Source organism: Olsenella sp. An290, assembly GCF_002159535.1.
Lineage (GTDB): Bacteria > Actinomycetota > Coriobacteriia > Coriobacteriales > Atopobiaceae > Thermophilibacter.
The window spans coordinates 30,032-56,257 of record NZ_NFIU01000005.1 but is presented as its reverse complement, the minus strand read 5'-3'; the positions used below and the strand labels follow the sequence as shown (position 1 = coordinate 56,257).

24 protein-coding genes are annotated in these 26,226 nt (G+C 68.9%); 9 read left to right on the top strand and 15 right to left on the bottom strand.

What is annotated here, in order from left to right; translation table 11 throughout:
• Window positions 1-23: 23 nt before the first annotated feature.
• Window positions 24-626 (bottom strand): 5-formyltetrahydrofolate cyclo-ligase, encoded by a 603-nt coding sequence (locus B5F84_RS04625; RefSeq protein WP_087321359.1) that lies wholly within the window; start codon window positions 624-626, stop codon window positions 24-26.
• 141 nt (window positions 627-767) lie between these two features.
• Between B5F84_RS04625 and trpS the strand changes: the two genes are divergently transcribed.
• A complete protein-coding gene (trpS, locus tag B5F84_RS04620; RefSeq protein WP_087321357.1) occupies window positions 768-1,817 on the top strand; it encodes a tryptophan--tRNA ligase in 1,050 nt (349 codons plus the stop codon).
• Window positions 1,818-2,273: 456 nt separating this feature from the next.
• Here the strand turns inward: trpS and B5F84_RS04615 are convergent, their stop codons facing one another.
• Window positions 2,274-3,374, bottom strand: a complete 1,101-nt coding sequence (locus B5F84_RS04615; RefSeq protein WP_087321355.1) for a hypothetical protein — start codon at window positions 3,372-3,374, stop codon at window positions 2,274-2,276.
• 511 nt (window positions 3,375-3,885) lie between these two features.
• On the bottom strand, window positions 3,886-4,884 hold the full coding sequence (gene argF, locus B5F84_RS04610) for an ornithine carbamoyltransferase (RefSeq protein WP_087321353.1): 999 nt from the start codon (window positions 4,882-4,884) through the stop codon (window positions 3,886-3,888).
• 145 nt (window positions 4,885-5,029) lie between these two features.
• On the opposite strand from argF, the gene ppk1 reads away from it, so the two are divergent.
• The 5 genes from ppk1 (at window position 5,030) to B5F84_RS04585 (ending at window position 11,283) form a co-directional block, all read left to right on the top strand.
• A complete protein-coding gene (gene ppk1 / locus B5F84_RS04605) occupies window positions 5,030-7,534 on the top strand; it encodes a polyphosphate kinase 1 (RefSeq protein WP_087321351.1) in 2,505 nt (834 codons plus the stop codon).
• Window positions 7,531-8,859: a 23S rRNA (uracil(1939)-C(5))-methyltransferase RlmD gene (rlmD, locus tag B5F84_RS04600; RefSeq protein WP_255375234.1), complete on the top strand. Its 1,329-nt coding sequence runs from the start codon at window positions 7,531-7,533 to the stop codon at window positions 8,857-8,859. Before ppk1 ends, rlmD begins: the two co-directional genes overlap by 4 nt.
• A gap of 535 nt (window positions 8,860-9,394) precedes the next feature.
• Window positions 9,395-9,580, top strand: coding sequence for a ferredoxin (locus tag B5F84_RS04595; protein WP_087225315.1), 186 nt, complete (start codon window positions 9,395-9,397; stop codon window positions 9,578-9,580).
• Window positions 9,581-9,650: 70 nt separating this feature from the next.
• Window positions 9,651-10,283, top strand: a complete 633-nt coding sequence (locus B5F84_RS04590) for a Maf family protein (RefSeq protein WP_087321349.1) — start codon at window positions 9,651-9,653, stop codon at window positions 10,281-10,283.
• Entirely contained in the window at window positions 10,276-11,283 is a 1,008-nt protein-coding gene (locus B5F84_RS04585; protein WP_087321348.1) for a P1 family peptidase, read from the top strand. The genes B5F84_RS04590 and B5F84_RS04585 overlap by 8 nt, the downstream gene beginning before the upstream one ends.
• 150 nt (window positions 11,284-11,433) lie before the next feature.
• Here the strand turns inward: B5F84_RS04585 and B5F84_RS04580 are convergent, their stop codons facing one another.
• Entirely contained in the window at window positions 11,434-12,468 is a 1,035-nt protein-coding gene (locus B5F84_RS04580; RefSeq protein WP_087321345.1) for a glycosyltransferase family 2 protein, read from the bottom strand.
• A gap of 61 nt (window positions 12,469-12,529) precedes the next feature.
• Window positions 12,530-13,732 carry a UDP-galactopyranose mutase gene (gene glf, locus B5F84_RS04575; protein WP_087321343.1) on the bottom strand — a complete coding sequence of 401 codons (1,203 nt, stop codon included), beginning with the start codon at window positions 13,730-13,732 and terminating at the stop codon, window positions 12,530-12,532.
• A 199-nt stretch (window positions 13,733-13,931) separates the two neighbouring features.
• Here glf and pta point away from each other — a divergent pair, with 199 nt between their 5' ends.
• Window positions 13,932-14,918 carry a phosphate acetyltransferase gene (pta, locus tag B5F84_RS04570; protein WP_087321341.1) on the top strand — a complete coding sequence of 329 codons (987 nt, stop codon included), beginning with the start codon at window positions 13,932-13,934 and terminating at the stop codon, window positions 14,916-14,918.
• A gap of 253 nt (window positions 14,919-15,171) precedes the next feature.
• On the opposite strand, the gene pckA is transcribed toward pta, so the two are convergent.
• Complete coding sequence (gene pckA, locus B5F84_RS04565; protein WP_204205503.1) at window positions 15,172-16,776, bottom strand: phosphoenolpyruvate carboxykinase (ATP); 1,605 nt, start codon at window positions 16,774-16,776, stop codon at window positions 15,172-15,174.
• A gap of 244 nt (window positions 16,777-17,020) precedes the next feature.
• On the opposite strand from pckA, the gene B5F84_RS04560 reads away from it, so the two are divergent.
• Window positions 17,021-17,905 carry an aldose 1-epimerase family protein gene (locus B5F84_RS04560; protein ID WP_087321339.1) on the top strand — a complete coding sequence of 295 codons (885 nt, stop codon included), beginning with the start codon at window positions 17,021-17,023 and terminating at the stop codon, window positions 17,903-17,905.
• Window position 17,906: 1 nt separating this feature from the next.
• On the top strand, window positions 17,907-18,398 hold the full coding sequence (locus B5F84_RS04555; RefSeq protein WP_087321337.1) for a GNAT family N-acetyltransferase: 492 nt from the start codon (window positions 17,907-17,909) through the stop codon (window positions 18,396-18,398).
• Between the two features lie 311 nt (window positions 18,399-18,709).
• Here B5F84_RS04555 and B5F84_RS04550 read toward each other — a convergent pair whose 3' ends face one another.
• The 9 genes from B5F84_RS04550 to xseA form a co-directional block, all read right to left on the bottom strand.
• Entirely contained in the window at window positions 18,710-19,474 is a 765-nt protein-coding gene (locus B5F84_RS04550) for a gamma-glutamyl-gamma-aminobutyrate hydrolase family protein (RefSeq protein ID WP_087321335.1), read from the bottom strand.
• Window positions 19,475-19,476: 2 nt separating this feature from the next.
• Window positions 19,477-20,250: an amino acid ABC transporter ATP-binding protein gene (locus tag B5F84_RS04545; protein ID WP_087321334.1), complete on the bottom strand. Its 774-nt coding sequence runs from the start codon at window positions 20,248-20,250 to the stop codon at window positions 19,477-19,479.
• Window positions 20,251-20,264: 14 nt separating this feature from the next.
• Window positions 20,265-21,098: an amino acid ABC transporter permease gene (locus tag B5F84_RS04540; RefSeq protein WP_087321331.1), complete on the bottom strand. Its 834-nt coding sequence runs from the start codon at window positions 21,096-21,098 to the stop codon at window positions 20,265-20,267.
• Window positions 21,095-21,754 (bottom strand): amino acid ABC transporter permease, encoded by a 660-nt coding sequence (locus tag B5F84_RS04535; RefSeq protein WP_087321330.1) that lies wholly within the window; start codon window positions 21,752-21,754, stop codon window positions 21,095-21,097. The genes B5F84_RS04540 and B5F84_RS04535 overlap by 4 nt, the downstream gene beginning before the upstream one ends.
• A 37-nt stretch (window positions 21,755-21,791) precedes the next feature.
• On the bottom strand, window positions 21,792-22,760 hold the full coding sequence (locus B5F84_RS04530) for a glutamate ABC transporter substrate-binding protein (protein ID WP_087321328.1): 969 nt from the start codon (window positions 22,758-22,760) through the stop codon (window positions 21,792-21,794).
• A gap of 168 nt (window positions 22,761-22,928) precedes the next feature.
• The gene (locus tag B5F84_RS04525; protein ID WP_087321326.1) at window positions 22,929-24,098 is read right to left on the bottom strand and encodes an acetate kinase; all 1,170 of its coding nucleotides are present in this window, start codon (window positions 24,096-24,098) and stop codon (window positions 22,929-22,931) included.
• A 100-nt stretch (window positions 24,099-24,198) separates the two neighbouring features.
• Window positions 24,199-24,543 (bottom strand): histidine triad nucleotide-binding protein, encoded by a 345-nt coding sequence (locus B5F84_RS04520; RefSeq protein WP_087321324.1) that lies wholly within the window; start codon window positions 24,541-24,543, stop codon window positions 24,199-24,201.
• 30 nt (window positions 24,544-24,573) lie between these two features.
• Entirely contained in the window at window positions 24,574-24,846 is a 273-nt protein-coding gene (gene xseB, locus B5F84_RS04515; RefSeq protein ID WP_087321322.1) for an exodeoxyribonuclease VII small subunit, read from the bottom strand.
• Window positions 24,824-26,224: an exodeoxyribonuclease VII large subunit gene (gene xseA, locus B5F84_RS04510; RefSeq protein ID WP_087321320.1), complete on the bottom strand. Its 1,401-nt coding sequence runs from the start codon at window positions 26,222-26,224 to the stop codon at window positions 24,824-24,826. Before xseA ends, xseB begins: the two co-directional genes overlap by 23 nt.
• Window positions 26,225-26,226: the final 2 nt, after the last annotated feature.

The following is a 26,226-nucleotide window of genomic DNA, read 5'->3' as shown; positions in this document are numbered from 1 at the left end:
CCGGCGCGGGGCCGCGCGCTCGCTCAGCGGTCGCGGCAGCTCCAGACGGAGCCCTCCGTGGCTATGAAGTCCATCGGGACGTCGTGGGGGTCGGTCGGCAGCGGGTTCGAGGAGAGCTGCGTGGCTCGCGCGAGGCCCACCTTGTCACCGGGATAGAAGGCGAGGAAGCGGTCGTAGTAGCCGCCGCCGTAGCCCACGCGGTGCCCCGCGCCGTCAAAGACGAGGCCCGGGACCAGGCAGATGGAGCCCACGAGCTCGGCCGGGTCCGTGAGGGCCGGCGCGTCGGCGGCGGGCTCCAGGATGCGCATGGTACGGGGCTCGAGCTCGTCCAGCGAGAAGATCTCATGGAAGGACATGCGGTGCGCCTCGAGGTCGACCCGCGGCACGGCCACGCGCCGTCCGCGCGCGAGGAGCGCCTCGATGAGGTCGCGGGTGTCGACCTCGCCCGCGCGCGACACGTAGGTGAGGACGAGCGGGGCCTCCGCAAAGAGCGGGAAGGCCTCGAGCGCCGAGCGGATGGAGGCGTCGGACTCGATCCGGGAGCGCGCGGGGACGTGCCGGCGCGCCATGAGGTAGTTGCTCCGCAGGGAGCTCTTGTCGGCGTCCGTACCGTATGAACTCGGCAACGCTCCCCCTCTCTGCAGGACCTACCCGACCATTCTAGCAGGCTTTCGCCGCGACCCGTCCCTCGGGCGCGAGGATGACGTACCATAGATGGCCGGACAAGAGCACGGGCGCGCGGTGCGCGCGCGAGGATTGGAGGCACCATGCCGAACGAGGGCAGCTACGAGGCGGCCAAGCGCAGGAGCGACGAGGTCCACGCCGACCTTCTCGTCCACCCCGAGAACTACACCATGCTCACGGGCGACCGCCCGACGGGCCGGCTTCACCTGGGCCACTACTTCGGCACGCTCGTGGACCGCGTGCGCCTGCAGGAGATGGGCGTCCGCACCAACGTCATCATCGCCGACTACCAGGTCATCACCGACCGCGACACCACCGAGCACATCCGCGACAACGTCTACAACATGGTGATCGACTACCTGGCGTGCGGCCTCGACCCCGAGAAGACGATGATCTTCACGCACTCCGCCGTGCCGGAGCTCAACCAGCTCATGCTCCCCTTCCTCTCCCTCGTGACCGAGGCCGAGATGGAGCGCAACCCCACGGTCAAGGCCGAGCAGGAGGCCTCCGGTCACGCGCTCACGGGGCTCCTCCTCACCTACCCTGTCCACCAGGCCTGCGACATCCTCTTCTGCAAGGGCAACATCGTGCCGGTGGGCCGCGACCAGCTGCCGCACATCGAGATCACCTCCAAGATCGCCCGCCGCTTCAACGAGCGCTACGGCCGGGTCTTTCCCGAGGTGACGGGGCTTCTCACCTCGACGCCGCTGCTGCCGGGCCTCGACGGGCGCAAGATGAGCAAGTCCTACGGCAACGCGATCTCCATCTCCATGACCGCCGAGGAGACGGCGCGCCTCATCAAGAAGTCCAGGAGCGACTCCGAGCGCATGATCACCTTTGACCCCGAGGGGCGCCCCGAGGTCTCGGGGCTTCTCACCACGGCCGGCATCTGCACTGGCCGCGACCCGCGCGAGATCGCCGAGGAGATTGGCATGGGCGGCGCCGGCCAGCTCAAGCGCGTGGTCACGGAGGCCGTGAACGGCTACTTCGCCCCCATCCGCGAGCGCCGCGAGAAGATCGCCCAGGACATGGGCTACGTGGCCGACGTCCTGCACGAGGGCAACCGCCGCGCCCGCGAGATCGCCGCGGCGACCCTCGACGAGGTGCGCGAGGCCATGGGCATGGTCTACTAGCGCCGCGGGACGAGGTTCTTCTCGGCTGTCTTCTCTCTGGGTCGTAGTCCTTCTCGGCCATCCCCTCTTTTCGGGCATCCTGTAGTGCAGGACAAAAACGACGTCGGGTGTACGCGGTATGGCGCGCACCCGACGTTCTTCTCGTCCGTTCGGACAAGAAACGCGTTCCGTGCGCGCCTTGGTGCGCGCACTCGACCCATTTTTGCTCCCGGCCCAAGGACTCAACGGCGGTTGCAAAGGTTCACGGGTCGTGGCGGTGGTCCATGAAGTGCGGGCCCAGGAATCGCGTCGAGTGCGCGTGCCCGTCGAGGGATATGCGCGCACCCGACGTTCTTCTCGTCCGTTCGGACACAAACGGCTCCCGGTGCGCGCCTCGAAACGCGCACCGGGAGCCGTTTGTGACGGCAGGGCACCACTCCGCCCGGCCTGGGACGCCCTCACGCGAGGCCCTGACGCTCACCAGCGCATCTGCGGCGGGAGCAGCTGCCCCATGAGAACCCTGCGTGCGGCGCGAACGGCGGGGTCGTTGAGCAGCCGCCGGGCCTTTCGTCTGAATGCGGCGCCCTCGTACGGGGCGATCACCTCGAAGAGCTGCGAGAGGACCGCCTGCACGTCCGGCTCCTTGAGCGAGTCCCGCTTCGTGAGGGGCAGATAGTGGATGTCGCAGAGCTCGTAGTCCCGCGCCCTTCGGCTGTCCTCGGCAAGCGAGGCCTCGTCGGTGTGGTCCCCGCCCTGGTACTCGCAGGCGGTCCGGTATCGCGGCCAGTGGAAGTCCGGGCGCATCAGCTCGTGCGCCGCCAGCTCGGGCACGCCCCTCGGCCACACAAGGGCCTCGTTCTGGAGCGGTCGCTCTAGGTGGACGCCCCCCAGGCGCGGCGGCAGGCAGAAGAGGGCGTACCAGAGGGTCTCCATGACGGAGCCCGAGCCGTCGTTGGCAAGCGAGAGGGCGTGCCGCGCCCGCGCGACGCCCCTCCACCCGTGAAGCGCCGACAGGAGGGCGCAGGCGTCCGCCACGCGCCCGATCGGCTCCAGGTCATGCGCCACGGTTCCCGCAAGCGGACTGACGGGGTCGCGCGCGTATATGCCGCAGAGCTCCATGGCGAGCCCGACCAGCCTGACGAGGGCGCCGTTCCGCGAGACCCGACCAGACGCCGTTTCGGCTGCGAGCACGGCGCCCGCGCTCGCGAGCGCAAGGCCAGGGGACTCTACGAAGACGTGCGCCAAAGTCCCGCGAAGCAGGCCAAGCGGGTTTCCCGAGCGGGTGCGGACCTCAAGGAAGCCCGCGTCCGGCACGCGGCGCAGCCCCGAGCGCGCTCGCACGAGCGAGCAGCGGCTCCGCGCGGGAGCGTCGTCAAAGCGCAGCAGAACGGGGCGCGCGCTCGGCTCGAACACCTCGCCGGGCAGCGCGGCGAGAAGGACCTCGGGGTCGATGCGCTCCTCAGCGTCGCGAAGCGCCCGGCCTCCCGCGGGGACAAGCGTCAGCCCGTCGCTCCTCCGGGCGTGGCGCAGCATTCGCAGTGCGTCGTCGCCCGCCAGGCAGATTCTCCTCTCGTCCATGGACGCCTCCCTTCCATGGACAAGGTAGCAGGGAGGGCATGCGCCGCGCTTCCGTCGCGCGGGCGCCGTTCTCCCCACCCGTGGACGCGCCTCTTCCGGCCCGGCCCGAACCCGCAGAGGGGAGGGCGCGTAACGGGCGCATCGGCCGCGACGGCCCGTTGGTGCGACTCCGCAAGCGACCTCAGGACGTCCACGACCTGTGCGCTCGGACGAGGGGGCTCGCGTGCCGCGCGGTTCTTCTCGCCTGCCTTGCCAGAAAACTTTTCGTCTGCCTTGCCAGAAAATGCCTTGCCAGAAAACCCGTCGTATGCGCGCTCGAAAACGCGCAGCGGACAAATATCTTGTCCGTCCGGACACAATTCGCGCCGAGTGCGCGCCGACAGACCGTCCTCGGCGCGCACTCGGCGCAATATGTGGAGCCCCCGCACTCGGCGCAATATATGGAACTCTCTCGCGCACATCAGCGGCCCCGCCCTCCGCGGGAGCCCTCCGCGCGCGGCCCCGCCGCCTGCTAGCGCAGCGTGGCGAGCATCACGGCCTTGATCGAGTGCAGGCGGTTCTCGGCCTCCTCAAAGACGCGCGAGCGCGGCCCCTCGAAGACCTCGTCGGTCACCTCGAGCTCCGCGAGGCCGAACTTCTGGTAGACCTCCTCGCCGACCGTGGTGTTGCGGTCGTGGAAGCTCGGCAGGCAGTGCATGAAGATCGCGTCAGGCTCGGCCATGGCCATGAGCTCGGCGTTCACCTGGTAGGGGGAGAGCAGGCGGATGCGCTCGCCCCAGAGGTCGGCCGACTCGCCCATGGAGACCCAGATGTCGGTGTAGATGACGCTCGCGCCGCGCGCGCCCTCGGCCACGTCGTCCGTGAGGGCGATCGCGGAGCCGGTCTCAGCCGCGATCGCGCGGCACGTCTCCACGAGCTCCGCCGAGGGCATCTGCTCGGCCGGCCCGCACGCGCAGAAGTCGATGCCCATCTTGGCGCACACGACCATGAGCGAGTTGCCCACGTTGTTGCCCGCGTCGCCCATGAAGGTCACCTTGCGCCCGCGCATGCCGTCGCGGCCGAACTCCTCCTCCATCGTGAGGACGTCGGCGAGCATCTGCGTGGGGTGGAACTCGGTGGTGAGGCCGTTCCACACGGGCACGCCCGCGCACTCCGCGAGCTCTTCCACGCGCTCCTGGCCGAAGCCGCGGTACTCGATGCCGTCGAACATGCGCCCCAGCACGCGCGCGGTGTCCGCGATGGACTCCTTCTTGCCGATCTGGGAGGCCGAGGGGTCCAGGTAGACCGCGTGCATGCCGAGGTCCGCCGCGCCCACCTCAAAGGCGCAGCGCGTGCGCGTGGAGGTCTTCTCAAAGATGAGGGCGACGTTCTTGCCCTCCAGGTAGCGGTGGGGCTCCCCCGCGCGCTTCTTGGCCTTGAGCTCGGCCGAGAGGTCGATGAGGTGGCGGATCTCCTCGGGCGTGAAGTCGAGGAGCTTGAGGAAGCTGCGACCGGAGAGGCAGGGGGTCATGGCGGTCTCCCTTCAGACGTGTCCCAAACGCGATTTCTTTGCACAACGATAACGCAGTCGAGGCACCGTGGCCGTACCCCGCCTGAGCTATGATGGTACACGGTTAGATGCGGCCCCGAGAGGGGCCCGAGCGAAGGGAAATACGATGGCAAAGGCCGCGGGCGAGAAGAACGAGAGGCTCGAGAAGGGCCCCAGGGCGGAGAGGGGCGAAAAGGGCGCCAAGGCCCCCGAGCGCGACTTCTCCTACACCCAGAACCGAGAGATCAGCTGGCTGCGCTTTGACGACCGCATCCTCGACGAGGCCTACGACCCGGCCGTGCCGATCTTCGAGCGCCTCAAGTTCTGCGAGATCGTCGAGTCCAACATGGACGAGTGGTTCATGATCCGCGTGGGCGGCCTCTCCGACCTCGCCTCCCTCAAGAACCAGCCCAAGGACAACAAGTCCAACGAGACGCCCGCCGAGCAGCTCGACGCCATCTTCGAGGCGCTGCCTCCCCTCGCGGAGCGCCACGAGCGCGCGCTCGCCGAGGTCGAGGCCGCGCTCGCCCAGTGCGGGCTCCAGCGCGTCTCCCCTGCCGACTACACCGACGCGGACCGCGCCGCCGTGGAGCGCCACTTCGACCGGCGCCTGGCCCCCATCATCTCCCCCCTCATCGTGGACCCGCGCCACCCCTTCCCCAACCTGAGGAACGGCCGGCTCTTCGTGGCGTGCTCGCTCGACGGCGAGGACGAGTCGGGCCTGCTCGGCATCATCGAGGTCCCCGCCACCGAGCAGCGCGTGGTGCCGCTGCCCTCCTCGCCCAAGGCCTGGCGCTACACGCTCCTCGAGGACGTGCTCGAGACCTGCCTCGACCAGTGCTTCGGCGAGTACGTCCCCAAGCGCTCGGCCGTCCTGCGCGTCACGCGCAACGCCGACATCGACCCGGACGGCGAGGGCGTCGAGGAGGAGGAGGACTACCGCCAGCACATGAAGAAGGTCCTCAAGCTCCGCCAGCGCCTCCAGCCCGTGCGCCTTGAGATCCGCGGCAAGCTCGGCAAGACGCTCGAGGGGCTCATCGCCGACGAGCTCTCCCTGGAGCCGCGCCGCATCTTCCGCTTCTCGCGCCCGATCGGGCTGGGCTACGTCTACGGGCTCGAGTCCCACATCCCCGACCACGTGCACTCGAGCTGCGTCTTCAGGCCCTTCGAGCCGCAGATCTCGCCCATGGTCGACCTCTCGCGCCCCATGCGCGGCCAGGTCGAGGACCACGACGTCCTGCTCACCTACCCGTACGAGTCCATGACGCCGCTCCTGCGCCTCGTGCGCGAGGCCTCGGCCGACGACGCCTGCATCTCCATCAAGATCACGCTCTACCGCGTCGCCAAGAGCTCGCACCTCTGCGAGAGCCTCATCTCGGCCGCCGAGGCGGGCAAGGACGTGACCGTCCTCATGGAGCTGCGCGCCCGCTTTGACGAGGCCAACAACATCGCCTGGGCCGAGCGCCTCGAGGACGCCGGGTGCACCGTCATCTACGGCTCCGAGGGCTTCAAGTGCCACTCCAAGATCTGCCAGATCACCTATCACGACCGCGACGGCATCAGCCGGATCACGTGCCTCGGCACGGGCAACTTCAACGAGAAGACGGCCAAGCTCTACTCCGACTTCATGCTGCTCACGGCCGACGAGGGAATCGGCGCGGACGGCAACACCTTCTTCCGCAACCTCTCCCTCGGCAACCTCCGCGGCACCTACCGCCACCTTGGCGTGGCGCCCGTGAGCCTGAAGCCGCTCGTGATGCGCGGCCTTGACCGCGAGATCTCCCGCGCCCGCGAGGGCGCCCCGGCGCGCGTCTTCCTCAAGATGAACTCCCTCACCGACCGCGACGTCATCGACAAGATCTCCGAGGCCTGCGAGGCCGGCGTCAAGGTCGTCATGATCGTGCGCGGCATCTGCTGCATCAAGGCCGGCGTCCCCGGCAGGACCGACGGGCTCGTCGTGCGCCAGATCGCCGGCCGCTTCCTCGAGCACGCGCGCATCTACGCCTTCGGCGAGTACATGGACACGATCTACCTCTCGAGCGCCGACATGATGACGAGAAACACGGAGCGCCGCGTGGAGATCGCCTACCCCGTGCGCGACCCCGCGTGCTCCGAGATCGTCCGCCACTTCATCCGCCTCCAGCTCTCCGACAACGTGAAGGCGCGCCAGCTCACCGCCGAGGGGACCTGGGTCCCCCTCGACCCCCCCGACGACGCGCCGCGCATCAACTGCCAGGAGGTGCTCCTGCGCGAGGCCTACGAGCGCGCCCGCGCCGCCGAGTCCGAGCGCGCCGCCGCGCGGCACGAGGACCGGCCCGCCCCCGAGCCCGAGGCGGCCCCCGACCTCGCGAGCGTCGAGCCGCCCGCCCCTGCCGAGCCGAGCGAGCCTACGGGCGAGAAGAACGAGGGCGCGCCGGCGCCCGACGGCCAGGCCGGGACGTCCGGGGCCCCTCGGGCCGCAGGCGTCGCCGGCGAGGAGCCGACGGACGCTCCCGTCTCCCCTGCCGGGGCGGCCGCTGCCCCCACGAGGCCCGCGCCCGCCCCGACATCCGACCGTCGCGGCCGGATCGCCCGCGCTCTCGATCTCTTTGGCCAGGCGTTCGGCGCCCTCTTCGGGGGTGACGGCCGGTGATCGGGCGCGAGGTCGAGGTCGACGTCGAGCGCATGTCCTACGGGCCCGACGCGGTCGGGCGCGACGCCGACGGCAAGACCGTCTTCGTGAGCGGCGCCGTCGCCGGCGACCGCGTCCGCGCCGTCGTTGACCGCGAGGAGGAGCGCTGGGCGCACGCGCGCGCGAGCGAGGTCCTTCTCGCCTCGCCCGACCGCGTGACGCCCCCCTGCCCCTTCGCCTCCGTCTGCGGGGGCTGCCCCTGGGCGGCGCTCTCCTACCCCGCGCAGGCGAGCGCCAAGCGCGCGGGGGTCGTCGACGCGCTCGCGCGCATCGGGCGGCTGGGCGCCGAGACGGCCGAGGGGCTCGTTGCCCCCATCGTCTCCCCGAGCGAGCCCTGGGGCTACCGCAACAAGGTGGAGCTCGCCGTGGCCCGCACGGGGGACAGGCTCGCCCTGGGCATGCACGGCGCGGGCGAGGGGGACGTCGTGCGCGTCAAGAGCTGCATGCTGCTCGACAAGGCGCACGCGGGTGCGGTGAGGTCCGTCGCCGGCGCGCTCTCCTTCATCGCCAACGGCCACGGGCTCGAGCTCGAGCGGGTGGGAATCCGCGTCTCGCGCCGGACCAAGGAGCTCGAGGTAGCTCTCTGGGACCGGCCGGGCCCCTTCCCGCGCGCCCAGGTCGCCAAGGTCCTCGCCGACGCGCTGCGCCCCACCTCCGTGGTGCGCGTCATGCAGAAGGGCCCCGCCAAGGCCCGCAAGATCGCGGGCGTCGAGTGCCTCTCGGGCGCAGGGTCCTGGGGCGAGGCCGTGGGCGACGAGCGCATGCGCGTGTCCGCCCCCTCGTTCTTCCAGGTGAACACCAAGGGGGCCGAGAAGCTCGTGGAGCTCGTGCTCGAGGCGCTGCGCCCGGAGCCCCACGAGGAGGCGATGGACCTCTACTGCGGCGCGGGCACCTTCACGCTGCCGCTCGCGCGGCACGCGGGGTTCGTGAGCGCCGTCGAGTCCTACGGGCCCGCTGTTCGCGACCTGCGCCGCAACCTCGAGAAGGCCGGCCTCGACAACGTGGACCCCATCGGCGGCGACGCGGGCCGCGAGTTCCCCGACACCGACGCCGACGTCATCGTGGTGGACCCGCCGCGCGCGGGGCTCGCCGCGGACGTGGTGCGCCGCCTCTCCGAGCAGCCCGCACGCGCGATCGCCTACGTGAGCTGCGACCCGGCGACGCTCGCGCGCGACCTCGCGCGCTTTGCCGAGGCCGGCACGTTCCGCCCCGTTCGCGTCACGCCCGTGGACCTCTTCCCGCAGACCTTCCACGTGGAGACGGTGACGCTGCTCGAGCGCGCGTAGGCGCACTCCCCGCCGCGCTTCTCGCCAGCTCGCTCTAAGTCACGTTATGGGCGCCCGTTCCGTGAGTTTGTGTGAGTCAGCACCACAAGCTCGCGCATAGTCACGCCTCGGCGGTCGATTTCGTGACTTTGCGCGAGCTATTCTCGCTAGCTCACACAAAGTCACGCCCTGGGCGCCAGTTCCATGACTTTGTGTGAGCTGCTCTGGTTAGCTCACCAGAAGTCACGCTTCGTCCGAAAAAGCGATACTTTGAGCGAGCTTGCCCCTCAAGCTCATCGGAAGTCACGCTTTTCCGCCCAGAATCGTGACATCGAGCGAGTTTGCGAGAAACGCGCCCTGCGCCCAGACGCGCGCCGGCGTCGGCGCGGTGTTTCCCGCTGCGAAATCCCCCATCGACGCTAGGAATAAACCCGCAGCTCAAGGCGGGCGTATGCCAATTTGGACCGTATAGCCGTGACGGTTGCGCGCCAGGCGCGAAACGTGTAAAAACAGAATGAACTTGGGCAGGGGGCCCAGGCAAGAGAGAGGAATCAACATGAAGGCTACCGTTAACGAGGAGTGCATCGGCTGCGGGCTCTGCGAGGGCACCTGCCCTGACGTCTTCTCCATCTCCGACGACGGCGTTGCCGTTGCCATCGAGGAGGACGTTCCCGAGGACGCCGAGGACGCCGCCCAGGAGGCTGCGGACAACTGCCCCGTCTCCGCCATCGTGGTCGAGTAGCTCGGCGCACGTCATCGCACGCCTGGCGGGAGCCGCTCCGGCTCCCGCCTTTTTTCTATAGGGAGGGACCATGATACTTGCCTCGCAGTCGCCCCGGCGCCGCGAGCTCCTCGCCCAGGCCGGCTTTGCGCTCGAGGTCGTCCCCGCCGACATCGACGAGACGCGCACGCCCGGCGAGACCCCCGTCGAGCTCGTGGGGCGCCTCGCCCGCGAGAAGGCCGAGGCCGTGCGCGCCACGCTCGACCGCGCGCCCGCAGACGGCCTGCTCGTTGCGGCCGACACGATCGTCTGGATGGGCGACGAGGCGCTCGGCAAGCCCGTGGACGACGAGGACGCGGCGGCGATGCTGCGCTCGCTCTCCGGGCGCACCCACCACGTCTCAACGGGCGTGTGCGCGCTCCTGCTCGGGGAGGGTGCCTGCCGGCAGGCGGAGGCCTCCTTCGTGGAGACCACCGACGTCACCTTCTGGGAGCTCACTGAGGACCAGGTCAGGGCCTATGTCGCCACGGGCGAGCCGTGCGACAAGGCGGGCGCCTACGGCATCCAGGGGACGGGGCGCCTGCTCGTGCGTGGCATCGCCGGCGACTACGCCAACGTCGTCGGACTGCCCGTCGCCCGACTCGTCCGCGAGCTCTCGGCCCTGGCACCGGACCGCGGCGACCTCGTCGCAAACGCCATCAGGATCGGAGGTCCCCATGCCTAGCCTCCCCACCGTCACCGATCGCCCGGGCGAGAAAAACCCCGTTGAGAGCGTTACCCAGATTCCCGGCGTCTTTGCAGGCCACGCCACCAACGAGGCGGCCGGCACGGGCTGCACGGTCATCTGCTGCCCCGCGGGCTGCACGGGCGCCGTGGACGTCCGGGGAGGCGCCCCGGCCACGCGCGAGACGGACCTCCTGCGACCCGAGGAGACCGTGGAGGTCCTCCACGCCGTCGTCCTCTCGGGCGGAAGCGCCTTTGGACTCGCGGCGGCATGCGGCGTCGCGGAGGAGCTCGAGCGGCGCGGCGTTGGCCTCGACGTGGGCGTCGCGCGCGTGCCCATCGTGTCGGGCGCGTGCCTGTTCGACCTGGCCTGCGGGGAGGCAGGCGTGAGGCCGACCGCCGAGGACGGCCGCGCCGCCACGTGCGCCGCGCTCGACCGGCCGGGCGCCCCCCTCGCCCGCGGCAACGTGGGCGCCGGCACGGGGGCCACCGTGGGCAAGCTCGCCGGTCCCGGGCGCGCCATGAAGGGCGGCCTCGGCGAGGACGTCGAACGGGCGGGAGAGCTCGTCTGCGCCGCCGTCGCGGCCGTGAACGCCTGCGGCGACGTCCGCGACCCTGACACCGGGCTTCCTGTCGCCGGCCTCCTCGCAGAGGGCGGGCGCGCCCTCGCGAGCAGCGTCGAGGCGCTGGTCGAGGGTGCGGCGCAGATGCCGCTCGAGCGCACCAACACCACGATCTCGTGCGTCGTCACCAACGCCCGGCTCACCAAGGCGCAGGCCACCAAGGTCGCTCAGATGGCATCGGACGCCTACGCCCACGCCATCTCCCCCACCCACACGACAAACGACGGCGACACCGTCTTCGTCATGGCCACCGGAGCGGTCGAGGCTCCCGTCGACACGGTCGGCGCCCTCGCCACGCGCGCCCTTGGCCGCGCCATCGTCGACGGCGCGCTCTGCGCGACGAGCGCCTACGGCTACCCCGCCGCCCGCGACCTCTAGCCCCCGCACAACCTCCTGGCAGTAAAGTCCCCGGCGGTGTGAGACGGCGTCGCAACCTGAAGCGCCCCCGCCCCTCTCGTCCAGCGACTTCTGCGCAAAGCGCAGTGAGCGGGACGAGGGGGGCGGGGGCGCTTCCCTACGGGATAGTCGCTAGTTGAACTTCACTAGCTTCTGCGCGGCGCGATAGCCCGCCAGCGTGAGGGCGCGGCCCACCGTGCCGGGCAGGTTCGTGGCAAGCCCCACCACGCCGTGTCGGGCGCGCCGGTACATGCGCCTGTCGTAGGCCTTGAGCTCGTCCCAGAGCTTCTGCAGCTCGTCCATCGCGTCGGGCCGGTCGCTCTTCTTCGAGAAGACCGAGCAGATCGCCATGATGATGGTGAAGTAGTTCATCATGTAGCTGCGGAGCTTGGCCACGCCGATCTCGTCGTAGACGTGATAGGCGTGCATCATGATGCGCGCGACGCGCCAGTAGTGGTCGATGCGGCTCGTGAGCACGCGGTCGTTCACGGACTGGTCCTCGCGCCCGATGAAGTAGCGGTAGACGTCGGCGTCGAGGTAATAGATGCTGTGGCACTTGGGGAACGGCACGTAGGCGTAGATGTTGTCTACGTAGAAGGTGTGCGGGGGCATCTGGAGGTTGGCCGCGCGCAGGACGTCGACGCGGTACGTGAGGGCGTGCATGAGCAGGTACTGCCACATCATGAAGTGCCCGATGTCAGACCAGTCGAAGACGCGGCCGCGCGGCAGCACGTGGCGATAGTCCACGACGTTGCGCGTGTCGTCCTCGACGTGCTCGTAGACGTAGTTGGTGATGACAAGGTCCACGCGCTCGCCGAGGGAGATGAAGCGGCGGAGCGTCTCGAGGAGCTCTCGCACGGCGTCGGCGTCGACCCAGTCGTCCGAGTCGATGTTCTTGAAGTAGACGCCCTCGGCGTGCGAGACGGCCTGCATGACCGCGGCGCCATGGCCGCCGTTCTCCTGGTGGACGGCCTTCACGATCGAGGGGTAGCGCGCCTCCCACTCGTCGGCCTTGGCCGGCGTCTCGTCCTTGGTGGAGCCATCGTCCACGATGATGATCTGGACGTCGTCGGCATAGCCCGTTCCCTCGAGGATTGAGGAGACGCAGTGGTCCATGTACGCGGCCGAGTTGTAGCAGGGAATGCCAAACGTGACGGTCTTCTTCATCAAGGGCCCTTCGTGCCAAGCGGGCGGGCCGCGACGGCCCGCCCGCAGATGAGGTGCTTGGCTAGTTGTGCTGGGAGATGATCTCGTCGGACAGCTCGAGCGCGGAGGCCACGACGCCGTCCATGTCGTAGTAGCGGTACTCAGCGAGACGGCCCACGCAGTGGAAGTTCACGAGGCCGGAGACGCGCTCGCGGTAGCGGCGATAGAGCTCGAGGTTCTCGTCCTCGATGATTGCGTAGTAGGGGGTCTCGTCGGAGCCGGGCGTGAAGGCCTTGGAGTACTCCTTCATGATGGTGGTCCTGCCCGGCACCACCTGGCCCGTCATGTTCTTGAACTCGGTGATGCGGGTGAAGTCCTCGCTCGTGGTGTAGTTCACCGTGCCCACGGGCTGGAACTGGTCGACGTCGAGGGTCTCGAAGACCATGTCGAGCGTGCGGTACGGCAGCGCGCCGAGGTCGAGCCCGAAGAGCTCGTCGAGGGGGCCGGTATAGATGACCTCGCCGCCGTAGGGACGGCCGCAGACAGACACGCTCGTCTCGCTCACGCGCAGGATGTCGCGGGCGTCGACGTTCAGGAAGACGGAGATGAGGTCGTGCTCGAGCATGTGCTCGAAGAGCGCCGTGTACCCCTCGGCCGGCATGCCCTGGAAGCGGGCGCCGGGGAAGTAGCGGTCGTCGTCTCCCACGAAGACGGGGACGCGGCCGGTAATGGCGGGGTTGATCTGGTCCGGGGTCTGGCCCCACTGCTTCATGGTGTAGTGGAGGAAGACGTTCTCGAAGACGTAGTCGGCGACCTCAGCGAGCTCCGGGTCGTTCTTCTCGCGAAGCTCCATGATGGGGACCTTCTTGTTCTCGCCGAAGGTGGCCACGAGCTTCTGGTAGAGGCGCTCGCCCTTCTCCTCGCCAAAGGCGAGCTTGAGGGAGTGGTGGTTGAAGGGCACCGGCATGAGCGTGCCGTGGATGTTGGCGAGCACCTTGTGCTGGTAGTCGGTCCACTCGGTGAAGCGCGAGAGGAACTGGTTCACGCGCTCGCTCATGGTGTGGTAGATGTGGGGGCCGTACTTGTGCACGAGAATGCCGGCCTCGTCGGTGTAGTCGTAGGCGTTGCCGGCGATGTGGTCGCGGCGCTCGAGGATGGCGACCTTGAAGCCGCACGTCTCGGCGAGGCGGCGGGCGCAGACCGCCCCCGCATAGCCCGCGCCCACGACGATGGCGTCATAGCACTCCGGGTTGAAGCCTGCAGGCAGTCCGTTCTCGATACCCATACGCGTCCTCTCGATGATCCAACAGGGGCCGCCACGGCGGCGCGGGCGAGAAGAGCGTGCGCTCGCCCATTCGTGCGAACGATTCTAGCACCTCGGCCCTATAATGGTCCCGTGTGGAGCCCCTCTCCCGCCGTATGGGCACAAAAGCAGGGCCGGGCGCCGGGCAATGTTGCGGTTTCGGAAGAATCGAGAGGAAAAGATGAGCGAGTTTCTTGACCGGATGAAGGCCGCCGCGAAGGCCTACAAGAAGACGATCGTCCTGCCCGAGGGCGAGGACCCGCGCACCATCGAGGCCGCGCGCAAGATCGTGGCCGAGGACCTGGCCGACCTCGTCATCCTGGGCGACCCGGCCAAGATCGACGTCGAGGGCGTGACCGTGATCGACCCGACCTCGCCCACCGCCCCCAGGCACGAGGCCTACGCGCAGAAGTTCGCGGAGCTGCGCGCCAAGAAGGGCGTGACCATCGAGCAGGCCCGCGCGCAGATGATGGACGCCACCTACTACGGCACCATGATGGTCAAGATGGGCGACGCCGATGGCCTGGTTTCCGGCGCCTGCCACTCCACCGCCAACACGCTGCGCCCCGCGCTCCAGATCCTCAAGACGGCACCGGGCACCAAGCTCGTCTCGGCCTTCATGGTCATGTGCACCCAGACCCCGGAGTTCGGCGTCAACGGCACGCTCGTCTTTGCGGACTGCGGCCTTAACATCGCGCCGACCTCCGACGAGCTCTCCGAGATCGCCATCGCCTCGGCCAACTCTTTCAGCACGTTCATGGACGGCGTTGAGCCCAGGGTCGCCATGCTCTCCTACTCCACGATGGGCTCGGCCGGCGGCGACACCGCCAAGAAGGTCCAGGAGGCGACCAAGTTTGCCAAGGAGAAGGCGCCGGAGCTCGCCATCGACGGCGACCTTCAGCTCGACGCCGCGATCGTGCCCGAGGTGGCCGCGCTCAAGGCCCCTGAGAGCCAGGTGGCGGGCAAGGCCAACGTGCTCGTCTTCCCCAACCTCGAGTGCGGCAACATCGGCTACAAGCTCGTCCAGCGCTTTGGTCGTGCCGAGGCCTACGGCCCCATCCTCCAGGGCATCGCCAAGCCGGTGAACGACCTCTCCCGCGGCTGCTCCGCCGACGACATCGTGGGCGTCGTCGCCATCACGTCCGTCCAGGCCCAGATGGCCGAGTAGCGCTCGGGGCGCTGGGAAAGAAATAAAGCGCAACGTTGGCCCGGCAGCTCGAGCTGCCGGGCCTTCTTGTTAACGCCCCGTTTGTCCCGGTGGGCACAGGTCCGTTCTGCGGACGGGGTCCTCCTTCCAAACACGGCAACGCGCGAAGCCCCGGGCTTTCCGCCCGGGGCTTCGTGCTCTTAGGTGATGGTGCGCGACAGGGCGGACCCAGGCCGCGTGGGCCGGCGTCCGCCGTCGCAGGTTATAGCTCTCCCTACTTCCCCATGATGGGCTTGGGGCCGGCGGCGCGGACCTCGGGGGCCATCGTCTTGAGGCGCTTCTCGGCGTTGTCGACGAACATCTGGGCGAGCTTCTCGGCCATCTCGTCGTAGGCCGTGCGGTCCTCCCAGGTGTTGCGGGCGTTGAGGAGCTCGGAGGGCACGCCCGGGCAGGTGGTGGGCACGTCGAGGTTGAAGCGCTCGTCGTGGACGAACTCGCAGTCGTCGATGATGCCGGACTGCGCCGCCTCGACCATCTTGCGGGTGTAGGAGAGCTTCATGCGCTTGCCGGTGCCGTAGGGTCCGCCGGTCCAGCCGGTGTTGATGAGGTAGACGCGCACGCCGCCGGCGTCGATCTTCTCGCCGAGCATCTGGGCGTAGACGTTGGGGTCAAGCGGCATGAACGGCTCGCCAAAGAGCGAGGAGAACGTGGGCTGGGGCTCCTTGATGCCGCGCTCGGTGCCGGCGACCTTGGAGGTGAAGCCGGTCATGAAGTGGTACATGGCGGCGTCGCGATCGAGCTTGGAGATCGGGGGCAGCACGCCGAAGGCGTCGGCCGTGAGGAAGATCACGACGTCGGGGGTGCGCTTGGCGCGGCCCTTGGCAACGGCGCCCGGCACGAACTCGACGGGGTAGGCGACGCGGCCGTTCTCGGTGAGCGAGGTGTCAAAGTAGTCGGCCACGCGCGTGTCGTCGTCGATCACCACGTTCTCGCACATGGAGCCAAAGCGGATGGCGTTCCAGATCTGGGGCTCCGTCTCGGGCGTGATGTCGATGGTCTTGGCGTAGCAGCCGCCCTCGATGTTGAAGACCTTGTCCTCGGCCCAGCCGTGCTCGTCGTCGCCGATGAGCAGGCGGTCCTCGGCGGCCGAGAGCGTGGTCTTGCCGGTGCCGGAGAGGCCAAAGAAGACCGTGGTGCCGTGGGAGCGCGGGTTCATGTTGCAGGAGCAGTGCATGGGGAGCACGTGGTCCTCAACGGGCAGGAGGTAGTTCATGACCGAGAAGATCGACTTCTTGATCTCGCCGGAGTACTGGGTGCCCACCACGAGGATCGTCTTCTCCTGGAAGTTGATGAGGACGGCGGCCTCGGAGTGGGTGCCGTGGACCTCGGGGTCGAGCTTGAGCGTGGGCGCGGCCATCACGACGAAGTCGGCCTCGCCGAAGTCGCGCAGCTCCTTCTCGTCCGGGCGCACGAGCATCTGGTGGACGAAGAGCGCCTGGCTCGCAAGCTCGCAGACGGCGCAAATCTTGCGGGAGTAGCGCCGGTCGGCGCCGGCAAGGCCGTGCACCACGAAGAGACGACGCTCGGAGAGGTGGCCGATGACCTCGCTCTTGATCTTCTGGTAGCTCTCAACGGAGAAGGGCACGTTGACGCTGCCCCAGGCGATCTTGTCGTGGACGTCGGGCGTGTCCACGATGAAGCGGTCCTTGGGCGAGCGACCGGTGTACTGCCCGGTGATGACGGAGAGGGAGCCGGTGCTCGTGAGCTCGCCCTCGCCACGCTCGACGGCGGTCTCGATAAGGACGGCCGGGGACGCGTCGATGACGGTCTTCTCCTCCGTGTGGGCAATGCCGTAGCGCTGCAGTTCCTCGATGATCATGCCAACCTCCTCCGGGCGGACGGGCCGCCGCGATGTGACAGACAACCGTTCGGCGCGGCCTTGCGCGCCCACTAGATTGTTCCCCAAACAGCCGCGGGCTCGGCCAAAGTTAACAAAGACCGAACCAATTTCATATTGCGCCGCCGCTCATCGGAGTATCTTGTCCGTTCACGTGCGAGAGTGACGATGTGGTTTGGATGTGGGCTAAGATTATGAGTATCTGGGATTTGGAGATAGGAGAAACATGTCGGAGCTCACCAGCATCTCGGACGGCACCCTTGCCGCCACCGTCGACTCCGCCGGCGCTCAGCTCATGAGCCTCACGCTCGGAGGCGCCGAGTACCTCTGGCAGGGGGACCCGGCCTTCTGGCCGCGTCGCGCCCCCGTCCTCTTCCCCATCGTCGGATGCCTCAGGGGCGGGCGAGCGAGCTCGGCGCAGGGCGAGGTCACGCTCGGCCGCCACGGCATCGCGCGCCTCTTCGAGCACGAGCTCGTGGCCAGGACCGAGTCGAGCATCACCTACGAGCTCCGCTCGAGCGAGGAGACCCGTTCCGCCTATCCCTTCGACTTCACCCTCAACATGACCTACGCGATCGAGGCCGGCGCGCTTCGCCAGACCTTCGCCGTCACCAACACCGGCTCGGTCGACCTTCCCTTCACGCTGGGCGGCCACCCCGCGTTCAACGTTCCCGCGCCCGGCTGCGAGGGGGAGGCCTTCGACGACTACGAGCTCGTCTTCGCGCGTCCCTGGACCGCCGAGGTGCCCGCGATCGACGCCGACGGCCTCCAGGACTTCCAGCACATGACCGAGGTGATGCGCGACTCCGACCGCCTGCCGCTCTCGCACGAGCTTTTCGAGCGGCTGCTCACCGTGGTTCTTCTTGACGTCCCCGAGCGCCGGGCCACGCTTTGCGGGCCGGCCGGGCACGGCGTGGAGCTCTCCTTTAACGGCTTTGACTACCTCGGGGTCTGGACGGCGAGCGCCGAGGCGCCCTTCGTCGCCGTGGAGCCCTGGGTGGGCTGCGCGACCGCCCATGACGAGTCGGACGTCTTCGAGGAGAAGCGCGGCACCATCACGCTCGCGCCCGGCGCATCCTGCGAGCGGTCCTTCACCATGAGGCCCTTCTAGGATGTCGCCGATTAGGCTCGCGACCGCAGACGACCTCGACGCCGTCTGCGCCATCTACGACGCGGCGCGCGCCTTCATGCGGGCGCAGGGCAACATGACCCAATGGACGGGCGGCTACCCCGGGAGGACGAGCGCGGAGCGCGACCTTGCCGGCGGCTGGCTCTGGGTGTGGGACGAGGGGTCGGGCCCCGTTGCCTGCATGAGCGTCATGTCCGGGCCGGACCGCACCTACGCCGCCATCGAGGGCGCGCCCTGGCTCTCGGACGACCCCTACTGGGTCATGCACCGCCTCGCCGTGGCCACACCGGGCCGTGGCGTCGGCGGCGCGCTGCTCGCGTTTCTCTGCTCCGAGCACGACAACGTCCGTGCGGACACCCATGAGGACAACGCTCCCATGCGCCGCGTCCTCGAGCGGGCGGGCTTCGTCCGACGGGGCGTCATCACCTGCGACGACGGGACGCCGCGCATCGCCTACCACTACCTCGCCCGCTAGGGCGACCGCACGCCGCGAGGTCCTTCTCGCCTGCCGCCCGCCGCGGCCGCGCTCTCGCCGGGTACGTGCATCCCCACCGGCTACGTACACCAAATCCGGTTACGTACACTTATGCCGGTTACGTACACGAAATGGCGCCGCCTCAGCGGTCAAGGTCTTCGTCTCTGCAGGTAAACAGGCTGGCATGGCTTGTACGTAACGAGCCGGAGTGTACGTAACCGGATTTGGCGTACGTAACCGGCGAAAGTGTACGTAACCGCGGCGCACAACCGCGGCCGGAAGGCCCGCTCGGGGGCCAGTCCGCCGTGCCGTCAGCACGTCTGGGCGCAGGCCTCGACGAAGGCGCGCCAGAGCGCGAGGTCGGACGCCACCGTGCGCCAGGTGTACTCGGGGTGCCACTGGACGCCGAGCGCGAAGCGATGCCCCTCGACCTCGATCGCCTCGGGCACGCCGTCGGTCGCCCGGCCGCAGAGCCGCACGCCCTCGCCGAGCCGCTCCACGCAGCAGTGGTGACTCGAGTTTGCCTGCACGAGCGCGGACCCGCCCACCGCGCTCCAGAGGAGGCTCCCCTCCTCCACCTCGACCGGGTGCACGGGATCGTGAAGGACGGCCTGGTGGCGCCAGAGGGCCATCCCCTCGCGCGGCTCAAGGCCGGCCACGTTCATGCAGAGGCTCCCGCCAAGGGCGACGTTCATGACCTGGGTCCCGCGGCAGGTGGTGAAGAGCGGGAGGTCAAGCTCGAGAGCCCGACGGACAAGGCGCACCTCGAAGGCGTCGCGCGGGGGGCACAGGAGCGCCTGGTCGTAGGGACGCTCGTCGCCCCAGAGCCGCGGGTCGACGTCCTGGCCGCCGGGAATCGCCACGCCGTCGGCCAGGCCGAGATAGCAATCGAGCACGGCGTCGTCATCGGTGAGGGCCATGAGCAGCGGCACGCCGCCCGCCGCCATGATGGCGTCGACGAAGCAGTCCGCGATCGCCTCCTCGGGGGCGAGGGGCTCGGGCATGCAGATGCTGCGGGGCAGCTCCGTGAGACGCGGGGCGATAAGGACGAGGGGTCGCTCGTTGCGCTTTGCCATGTCTAGTGCCCCCTGATGGAGTCGAGGAAGTCCCGGGCGCGCTGGGTCCGAGGATGGTCGAAGAAGGCGTCAGGCGCGCCCTCCTCCATGATCTGGCCGTCGGCCATGAAGACCACGCGGTCGGCTACGCGCCGGGCGAAGCTCATCTCGTGCGTGACCACGACCATCGTCATGCCGCCGCGGGCGAGCTCCACCATGACGTCGAGGACCTCGTTGATCATCTCGGGGTCGAGCGCCGAGGTGGGCTCGTCGAACATCATGGCCTTGGGGCGCATGGCCAGGGAGCGGGCGATCGCGGCGCGCTGCTGCTGGCCTCCGGAGAGCTGCGCCGGGACCTTGTGGGCCTGCTCGGCCACGCCCACGCGGGCGAGAAGCTCCATCGCGCGGGACTCGGCCTCCTCGCGGCTGAGCCCAAGGACGTCGCGCGGCCCCAGGGTGACGTTGTCGAGGACGCTCATGTGCGAGAAGAGGTTGAACTGCTGAAAGACCATGCCGAGCTCGGCCCGCATGCGGGCGAGCTCGCGGCCCTCCTGGGGCAGGGGCTCGCCCTCGATGAGGATCTCGCCGGAGTCGATGGTCTCAAGGCGGTTGATGGCACGGCACATCGTGGACTTACCGGAGCCTGAGGGTCCGATCACCACGACGACCTCGCCGCGATGGACGGACAGGCTCACGTCACGCAGAACGTGAAGGTCTCCGAAGTGCTTCTCGACGTGACGAAGCTCAATGACCGGGGTCTCGCCGGAACGGGACCCCTCGGTTGTTCTCTGGCTCATGGGCTCCGTCCTTTCTAGCGGATGATCTTGACGCCGGTCCTCTGGGCAACGTAGACCGAGGCCTTGTTGATGGCGTAGTTGATAAGGATGTAGATGAGCGCGATGACGAGGTACATGGAGACGAGCGCGTCATAGCTCGTGATGAGGACGCGGGCGTTCTGCATGAGGTCGGGATAGCTCACCACGTAGGCGACCGTCGTGTCCTTGACCACCACGACGAGCTGCGCGATGAGCGAGGGGATGACGTAGCGCACCGCCTGCGGGAGCACGATCTTGAACATGGTGCGGGCGGGCGAGAGGCCAAGGGAGAGCGCCGCCTCGACCTGGCCCTTGGGCACCGCGTTCACGCCCGCGCGAAAGACCTCCGCGAGCACGCCCGCGGCGGCCAGCGCCACCGGGAGCGTGAGCATCCAGAAGGCGGGCATCTTGACGCCGTACTGCGGGACCACCAGGAAGAAGAAGTAGATGAGCAGGAGGCTCGGGACCCCGCGGAAGAAGTCGGTGACCACGCGGCAGACGGCCGAGAGCGGCCGCACGCCGCTCGTCCGGCCCAGCATGAGGACCAGGCCGAGCACGAGCGCGATGGCGCCCGCCGTGAGGGCCACCTCGAGGGTGCCGACGAAGCCCTGGGCCAGGAAGCGCCAGGTGGTCCACTCAAGGAAGAACGACCAGTAGCGCGCGTCGAGCTGGCCGGTGACGTAGAACTGCCGAACGACGACGGCAAGCCCCAGGGCCACGAGGAGGGCGGAGACCGCCGTGCCTACGACGATCTTTCGCCTCATGCGGGGGCCGGGCGCCTCGAAGAGGGCGTCGCGCACGGAGGGTGCGGAGACTGCTCTGGCACTCATCGTAGGATCCTCACCCTCCGGTCGACGCGGTTGCCCACGAAGCTGATGACAAAGGCGGTCAGGGCATACCCAAGCGCCGAGATGAGAAACGCGAGGATGCCGCCCGTGGAGCGCGTGTTGACGTAGGAGACGACGCCGGTGAGCTCCTGCGGGTCAAGCGGCACCTGCGAGCCAAGCGCCGTGGTGAGCATGACCGCGATGAGGAGGTTCGTCATGGGAAGCACCGTGGTCCGCAGCGCCTGCGGAATCACCACGCGCCGCAGGATCTGGCCAAAGGTGAGCCCGAGCGAGCGGGCCGCCTCGATCTGCCCGACGCTGATGGTGTTGATGCCGCTCATGAAGTTCTCCGAGCCAAAGGCCGACCCCAGAAGGATGGTGGTCACGATCACGCAGGTACGCCACTCGAGGACGACCCGTAGGCTCGGCAGCGCGTAGGCGATGATGATGAGCAGGGCCACGCCCGGGATGTTGCGGAACACCTGCACGTAGAGGTCGCCCGCCGCGCGCAGAGGCGCGAGGGGCGACACGCGCATCACGGTGACGAGCACGGCGAGCGCCATCACGAAGACGAAGGAGACGGCCGTCATCCCCCACGTGGTCAGAAGGCCGTCAAGATAGTTCTGGCCGTAGGTCCCAAGAAGCTCGCTCAGCCCCATGCTTCCTCCTCCGGCGAGCGGGGACGCGCGCCCATCATCACGCCTCGATCGCGGGCGGGGCGGGGACCTCCTCGATGCCGGCGCGGTCGCCGATGCAGATCTTCCAGAGGTCCTCCCAGACGCCCTCGTCCTCGATCGACCTGAGCCAGTCGTTCACAAAGGCGACGCCGTCGGAGTCGAGCGGCAGGCCGATGCCGTAGGCGTCCACCGGGCCAAAGGGCTCGCCGGCGAGGCGGTAGCGACCGGGGTTGCGCGTCATCGAGCCCATCTGCATGGTGGTGTCGATGACGTAGGCGTCGACGCGGCCCTGCGAGAGGGCGCTCCTCGCCTCCTCGTCCGTCTTGAACTCCTGGACCTTGGCCTCGGGCGCGACCTCCTCGAGGATGCCCGGGCCCGTGGAGCCGGACTGGGCGGCCACGTTCCTGCCGGCGAGGTCCTCGATGGAGTTGATGTCGGTGTTGTCCGCCATGACGAGGATAGACTGCTGGGTGGTGTAGTAGGGGCCGGCGAAGGAGATGACCTTCTTGCGGTCGTCGTTGATCGAGTAGGTGGCAAAGACGGCGTCGACCTGGTCGTTCTGAAGGACGGACTCGCGGGTGTCAGAGGTCACCTGCGTGATCTCCTGCTTGGACTCGTCGCCGAGGACGTAGCGCGTGAGGAGCTGGGAGAGGCCGGCGTCAAAGCCGCGGGTCTTCCCGTCCTTCTCGTTGAGGAGGCTGAAGAGCATGGACGTCTGGACGCCGCCGACGCGCAGGGTGCCCTCCTCCTTGACCTTGCTCGCCCACATCGAGGCGGCGATCTGCTCGTCGGTGGCGACGGAGCCCGCGGCGATCAGGGCGTCGTAGGCCTCCGCGTCGATCTGGGTCTCCTCGGAGGCCTCCTCGCCGCCGGGGGCGGGAGCGGGGGCGTCGGAGGAGTCGCAGGCGGCGAGGCCCAGGGAGGCAAGGGCGGCGGCGCCGAGGCCGAGGGCCTGGCGACGGTTGATCATGAGGTCATCGAGGGCCATGGTGGATTCCTTTCCGTAAGTGGCCGTTGTGACCCCCTAATTGTACCCACCGAGCTAGGATTTCTATTCCGTGCGCCGCCACCCTTTAATCAAGAGCTAACCATTGTCAGGCCCATCAAAAGGGGGCCCGGGCGGTGCCCGAGCCCCCTTGCAGGACATCGAGAAGAACTAGCCGAGCAGCTCCTGAACGTCGAGGGCGATCATGTACTCCTCGTTGGTGGGAACCACCAGGACCGTGATGGCGGAGTCGGGCGTGGAGATCACGCGCGGCTCGTCGGAGCGGACCTTGTTGAGCTCCGGGTCGAGCTTGACGCCCATCCACGCAAGGCGCGCGGCCACGCCGGCGCGCATCTCGTCGGAGTTCTCGCCGATTCCGGCGGTGAAGGCCATGGTGTCCACGCCCTCCATGGAGGCGGCCATCTCCGCGAAGAGCTGCGCGGTGCGGTAGTAGAACATCTCGAGCGCCATCTCGCAGTTCTTGTCGCCGCCGTGCGCGCCCTCCTCGATGTCGCGGGAGTCGGAGGAGACGCCGGAGACGGCGAGGAGGCCGGACTGCTTGTTCATCATGGTGTCGATGTCGTCGATGCTCATGTCGGCGACGCGGTTGAGGTAGAAGACCGTGGCCGGGTCGAGCGTGCCGCAGCGGGTGCCCATGATGAGGCCGTCGAGCGGCGTGAGGCCCATCGTCGTGTCCATGCACTGCCCGTCCTCGATGGCGCACAGAGACGCGCCGGAGCCGAGGTGGCAGCTCACGAGCTTGTGGGTCTTCTCGCCCATGAGCTCATGGACGGTGCGCCAGATGAAGCGGTGGCTCGTGCCGTGGGCGCCGTACTTGCGGACGTGGTAGGCGTCCACGACGTCGCGCGGAAGGGCGTAGCGCCAGGCGTGCTCGGGCATGTTGTAGTGGAAGGCGGTGTCGGGCACGATGACGTTGCCGAGCTCGGGGAACATCTCACGGCAGATCTCGATGACGTCGGCCTCGGCGTAGTTGTGAAGCGGCGCGAGGGGGGCGACCTCGCGGACCCAGGCGAGCGTCTCGTCGGTCACGACGGCGGACTTGGGGAAGTACCAGCCGCCCTGGACCACGCGGTGGCCGATGCCCCCGATGGGCTTGTCGACGGTCTTGAGGATGTCGAAGACGTACCGGATGGCCGTCTTGTGGTCGGGAAGCGCGACCTCGAGCTTCTGCTTCTCCCCGCCCATCTCCTGATGGCCGACGAAGGAGCCGTCGATGCCGATGCGCTCGCAGTTGCCCTTCGCGTAGACCTCGCGCGTGTCGACGTCGAGGAGCTGATACTTGAGCGACGAGCTACCAGCATTGATGACAAGAACGTTCATGGCTCTCCTCTCGTGGGGACTCCCCCACCCTCTGCATACGAACACACCCCTATCATACGCCGACGGGGACGGAGTGCCGGGGACGTTCCCGGCCGGGGGCCTAGGCGGGCAGCAGGCCCTCGCCGAGCGGCCGGCCGCCGAGGACGTGCAGGTGGAGGTGCATGACGGTCTGCCCGGCCGCGGCACCCGTGTTCATGATGCAGCGAAAGCCGGACTCCGCGACGCCGGTGCGCTCGGCCACGGCGCGGACGGCCTCCTCCATTGAGGCGAGGGTCTCGGCGGGCACGCCGTCGATGAAGTTCTCGTGGTGGGCCTTGGGGACCACGAGCACGTGGACGGGCGCCTGGGGGTTGAGGTCGCGGAAGGCGACGACGCGGTCGTCCTCGTAGAGGAACTCGCTCGGAATCTCGCCGTTGGCAATCTTGCAGAAGATGCAGTCGGACATGGGGGTCTCCCTTCGCGCGCCGGAGGGGCGCTACTCGTTGAGGTAGGCGGTCGAGGGGGCCGAGGCCGTGTCGGTGGTGGCGGCGTCCTCGTCCGTAGCGTCCACGAGCACGCGGACGCGCTGCTCGGCGCTCGCAAGGCGCTCGCGCAGGCTCCGCAGGAGCTCGACACCGCGGCCGTAGCGCTCGAGGGAGTCCTCGAGCTCGAGGTCGCCCGCCTCGAGCGACCGGACGATCTGCTCGAGCTCGATGGAAGCCTCCTTGAAGGTCATCTCGTCGACGTCACGATACGCGTTCTCTGCCATGTCGCTTCCCTTCCGGCGCCGAGGCGCCCATCGAACCGGTGCTGATGTCTGTCACGCACGCGGAGACCGAGCCCGTCCCGAGAAGGACGGAGAGCTCGTCGCCCACGGCAAGCTCGCGCGCGTCCTTGACGACGCGCCCGCCCGCGTCGCGCGCGATCGCGTAGCCGCGGGCGAGGACGGAGAGCGGGGAGAGCGCGTCGAGCGAGGCGGCGAGGCGCGCGAGCGTGGTCTCGGCGGGCCTCACGAGCCGGGGGCCGAGCGAGGCGAGACGTGACGCGCGCACCGCGAGCTCGTCCCGCCGGCGCGCGACGGAGCGCGGGAGGGCCTCCGCGAGGCGCTCCTCGGTCTGGTTGAGGTCTGAGAGGCGGTCCCTCACGGGCGCGAAGGGGTCCGTGAGGCAGCGCCGGCTGCCCAGGGCCTCGAGAGCCACGCCCCTGCGCGCGAGGTCGGCCTCGACGGCGCGCGCCATGAGCCGGGCCGCGGCGTCGGCGCGCTGGCGGCGCACCTCGAGCGCGGCGGACATGGCGCGGCCAAGCCTGACCTGCCGCTGGAGCATCTGGCGCTCCACGTCGTCGATGGCGGGGGCCACCGACTCCGCGGCCGCGGTGGGCGTGGAGGCGCGCCGGTCCGCGACCATGTCCGCGATGGAGGTGTCCGGCTCGTGCCCGATGCCGGTCACCACCGGGACGGGGCAGGAGGCGATCGCGCGCGCGACGGACTCGTCGTTGAAGCACATGAGGTCCTCGAAGGAGCCTCCGCCGCGCACGAGGAGGATGGCGTCCGGCCGCGCGGCGGCGGCCACGCGGAGCGCCCGGACGATGGTGGGCGGCGCCGCGGCCCCCTGGACGGAGCAGCCCACCACGTCGACCTCGACGAGGGGGTTCCTGCGCGCGAGGGTGCGCTTGACGTCGTCGATGACGCTGCCGGAGAGCGACGTCACCACGCAGACGCGCGAGCAGAACGCCGGTATCCTGCGCTTGCGCTCTGGGGCCATGAGGCCCTCGCGCTCGAGGGCGCGCGCGAGCTCGGCGACCTGCTGGCGCAGGAGCCCCTCGCCCGCGGCCTCGACCGCGCTCGCCACGAAGGAGAGCCGGCCCGAGGCCTGGTAGACGTCGAACTTGCCCGTCAGCTGCACGGTGAGCCCGTCGCGAAGCTCAAAGCCCATCTTGGCCGCGGTCCCCCGCCACACGATGACGCTCATCGAGGCGCCGTCGTCCTTGACGTCGAAGTAGCAGTGCCCCGAGCGTGCGTTGGGGCCGCGGAAGCCCGACACCTCGCCCGTGACCACGAGTCGGGGCCATGCGGAGACGGCGCCCTTGGCAAGGGCGACGGCGTCGGAGACGGAGAGCGGCGCGCGCTCGGAGGACTCGGCGGACACGG